This is a genomic window from Planktothrix sp., from assembly GCF_046067725.1.
GTDB lineage: Bacteria > Cyanobacteriota > Cyanobacteriia > Cyanobacteriales > Microcoleaceae > Planktothrix.
Window position 1 is genome coordinate 1 of record NZ_JBJUDF010000201.1, and the last position, 3,982, is coordinate 3,982.

3 protein-coding genes are annotated in these 3,982 nt (G+C 37.3%); 1 reads left to right on the top strand and 2 read right to left on the bottom strand.

The window, feature by feature from the left end; genetic code table 11:
* Nucleotides 1-112: 112 nt before the first annotated feature.
* The gene (locus ACKPEB_RS12620; protein WP_408965282.1) at nt 113-667 is read right to left on the bottom strand and encodes a peroxiredoxin; all 555 of its coding nucleotides are present in this window, start codon (nt 665-667) and stop codon (nt 113-115) included.
* Nucleotides 668-865: 198 nt separating this feature from the next.
* Here ACKPEB_RS12620 and ACKPEB_RS12625 point away from each other — a divergent pair, with 198 nt between their 5' ends.
* Nucleotides 866-2,209 (top strand): peptidylprolyl isomerase, encoded by a 1,344-nt coding sequence (locus ACKPEB_RS12625; RefSeq protein ID WP_408965283.1) that lies wholly within the window; start codon nt 866-868, stop codon nt 2,207-2,209.
* Between the two features lie 134 nt (nt 2,210-2,343).
* Here the strand turns inward: ACKPEB_RS12625 and ACKPEB_RS12630 are convergent, their stop codons facing one another.
* Nucleotides 2,344-3,723, bottom strand: a complete 1,380-nt coding sequence (locus ACKPEB_RS12630; RefSeq protein WP_408965284.1) for an MFS transporter — start codon at nt 3,721-3,723, stop codon at nt 2,344-2,346.
* Nucleotides 3,724-3,982: the final 259 nt, after the last annotated feature.

Sequence of the window (3,982 nt, forward strand, 5' to 3'; positions counted from 1 at the left end):
CCTTTTTTACCTTACGGGCAATGTTAGGATTAAACCCGGTTTAAAAAAATTATCATCTTTCAGTATAAGGAGGATCAAAAAATGACCCTCCTTTTTTTATTGAGTTTAATAATTACTCAATCCTCGACTGCAATTCATCCAGACGAGCTAAAACCTCTGCACTATGAATAGCTGGATTAACCCCTAGAAAAACTTCTCTTAAAATACCATCAGGATCAATAATAAAACTATGGCGCATTGAGATAAAATTCAGCCAAGATCCATAAGCTTTACTGACTTTTCCATCAATATCCGCTAACAAGGGAAATTTTAAGCCCTCCGAGTCACAAAACTTCTCATGAGATTGAATATCATCAGCACTCACCCCTAAAATTTGTGTATTTTTCGCTAAATATTTCGGTAAATCTTGTTGGAAACGACGCGCTTCTAAGGTACAACCAGAGGTAAAATCTTTCGGGTAAAAATATAGTACAACCCATTTTCCTTGATAATTCGATAAAGATATTTTTCCCCCTCCACTATTGGTGGGTAAAGTAAAATTAGGCGCGGGTTGATTTAATTCAGGAAGTTTCCCTCCTAACGCCCAAACCGGTGAAGTAAAGCTTAAACAAAAAATGGCTAAACCCAGCGATAAAAGAAAACCGAGAACGAAACGACGGGAGATCATAACTATCAATCATCACAACTCTTTACATTAGTTTACCCATTCTTGGTCATGTCAGGAACTTAAATTTACGTTTTGAGGTCTTAAATTTTGCAATCTTTAACTTAAAGTAGCATTTTTCTTGTAAAATGTCAAGGGAAAATACACCTAATTTTCCCTAATTTACCAAGCCATTTAGAGAATTTAACGCATCATTTGATTATGACTGATCAACCTCAATTAAACAGTTCCGCTACCGTTATTATGGTGGTTGAAGGTTTACCCATTACCCTTCAAGTCGATGGTGCCAATGCACCGATAACGGCTGGAAATTTTGTCGATTTAGTTGAACGAGATGTTTATGATGACACCACATTTCATCGTGTTGTTTTAGAACCCCAGCCTTTTGTCGTTCAAGGCGGTGATCCTCAAAGTAAAAATCCTAACATTGATCCGAGTCTTTTAGGAACCGGAGGTTTTGTTGATCCAACTACTGGTCAAGTCCGAACTATTCCTTTAGAAATTAAACCCCAAGGTGCAACAGAACCGCTTTATAGCCAAACCTTTCAACAAGCAGGAATTACCGTTCCTCCGGTCTTAAGTAATGTGGCAGGTTCTCTCGCCATGGCTCGGTCGAATGCACCCGATACCGCCTCATCACAATTCTATATTAATTTAGTGGATAATTCTGCTAATTTAGATGGAAAATATGCTGTTTTTGGGAACGTGACTCAAGGATTTGAAACAGTTAATCAAATTCGACAAGGAGATAGAATTTGGGATGCAGAAGTTGTTGAAGGAATTATTCCCAGTCGCGTTTCTGGAGTGATTAGTGATGCCAATATTCTTAATGGCTTTATTAATAGTATTAATCGAGCCAGTTTACCGTTAAGTTATGCTTATCCTCGGAATCTGGATATTGATAATGTCCTGACCATGACTCCTGAAATTACCCAACAAAATCCTCGTGGATTATTAACCGGAGGAGGTAATGATTTGGTGACAGGTTCTACGGGAAATGATGTCATTAATGGTAATCAAGGCAATGATTCTCTGAATGGAAATGCTGGAAATGACTATATTTTAGGAGGCAAAGATAATGATAGTTTAACCGGAGGACAAGGAGATGATATGATCAATGGAAATCGAGGAAATGATACGATTTTTGGCGGCGTAGGTTCAGATTTTATTCGAGGTGGACAAGATAATGATAATTTAAATGGCAATGATGGCAATGATTTTATACTCGGCGATTTAGGAACGGATATTTTAACCGGAGGAGGAGGCGCAGATATTTTCATTTTGGGAGTCAATGAAGCAGCAACGGTTTTTGATGTGAATTTAGCGGATATCATCACTGATTTTACAGTTGCTGATGGCGATAAAATTCACATTGTTGGTACAATTGCTCTGACCGATTTAAGTTTTACCACATCAGGCAATGATACCGTGATTCAAGTTGCTAATTCAGGAATTTTAGGTGTTGTTAAAAATACTCAACCCAGCGTTGTTCAAACGGGAATTGTCATCACAGCACCCACTGATTTAGCATTAACTATTGGTTAATCATAGGTAATCTATAGGCGGTGCGTAAGCTCTATATTTGTACAAATAACCGCGCATCGTAGGGGCGAGGTCTTCTCGCCCTTCCCTTGTGACCGTTGGTTGATTACACCAAACCTTAACAGTCATTTAATAAGTTAGAGGTTTTCCTCATCCATTCCAGGCCGGGGAATAGATGTTAATTTATTTTTACCGTCAATGGGAATAAAGAAAATGGTTAATAAACCCGGAATTACCGATAAAGCACTGAGTAAAAAGTAGTTTTGGTAGCCTAAACTTGCTTGAATATACCCACTAAATACCCCTGGAATTAATACACCCATCGCCATAAAAGCGGTTGTAATCGCATAATGGGAGGCTTTATATTCAGGATGAACCGTTTGCATTAAAAAAACCGTATAAGCTGCCATTCCTAACCCATAGGTAAACTGTTCAATGGAATTAACCACATAAGCCCAAAAAATATCCGGTTGAGTTTTTGCTAATAACCAATAAAAAACATTAGTAAAATTTTGCAGAATTGCCATCGGCCAAATCCAAGTTTTTAACCCTTGTTTAGCAATTAAAAATCCTCCAAATAACCCTCCTACTAATAAAAAAATTACCCCAACAGTTCCTGATAAAATTCCGATTTCAGCCGTTGTAATTCCTAATCCTCCTTTTTCGGGTGTATCCATTAAAAAAGGAGTTGCCATTTTAAAGGTTAACGCATCTCCTAAACGAAATAATAAAATAAATGCAATCACCCAACCTACTTTATATTGTGTAAAATAGGTTTTGAACGAGTTAATAAAACTAGCAGAACTTGAAAGAGTTGTGGTTTCTGAAAATACCGTTTTGGGAGTATGCGGTAAATAAAATCTTTGAAATGCGTAGATGAATAAAAAGATGACACTCGCCAGAGCAAAAGCAATTGTCCATCCTAATTGTAACGGATGCAGAGAAAAACTAGACCCCAATAAATTTAACTGAATCGGATTATATAATATTTCTCCGGTGGCACTTTTCCCCGAACTATATTTTTGAGCAATATCTCCCGCTAAAAAAACTAAACCCCCTCCTCCCGCTAAAACCGCCATGCGATAAGCTGTATTTCTAACACCCACATAAAACGCTTGTTCGTCCAAATTTAAAACTGTTAAATAAAACCCATCAATGGCTATATCATGGGTCGCACTGATAAACGCAATAATAGCAAAAATAGCAATAGAAATAGGAATAGCTTGCGGGAAAAGTACACCGAATGCTAAAATTAAAAATAGAATCGTACATAATAATTCCATTCTTAAAATCCAGTTGCGTTTCGTTGAATAAATATCAACAATCGGCCCCCATAATCCTTTCATAACCCAAGGTAAGGATAAAAAACTCGTTAATCCAATTAACTCATTACTAGCCCCTAACCCTTTTAAAAATACCACTGACATTGTATTAACAATGGTATGGGGAAATCCTTGGGCAAAATATAAAACTGAAATCCACCAACCCGGATGAAGTTTGCGTTCTTGATGATTCATGTTTAAGCTTAAGAATAAAAACGGTCACGCTGACTGATGAAGGATTAACCTCAACACAAATAGGCGTAAGTCCGATGATAACTGTTTCATCCTACAGGAATAGGGGATTTCTGCCAAGGGTTAAAATTAGCCTGAACCTGAAAATTTGAGCTTGAAAAGGAAGACCAATATCCGGTAAGGAAATTTCCCTCTATCCCCTAGAAAATTAAATCAGTACACTGGGTTTGAGGATTATTAAAACGGAGTCTACCTAAAATGA

Bases quoted from the DNA above. Each gene is read 5' to 3' on its own strand.
- ACKPEB_RS12630 (WP_408965284.1), bottom strand. From the start codon at position 3,723: ATGAATCATCAAGAACGCAAACTTCATCCGGGTTGGTGGATTTCAGTT.
- ACKPEB_RS12625 (WP_408965283.1), top strand. From the start codon at position 866: ATGACTGATCAACCTCAATTAAACAGTTCCGCTACCGTTATTATGGTG.
- ACKPEB_RS12620 (WP_408965282.1), bottom strand. From the start codon at position 667: ATGATCTCCCGTCGTTTCGTTCTCGGTTTTCTTTTATCGCTGGGTTTA.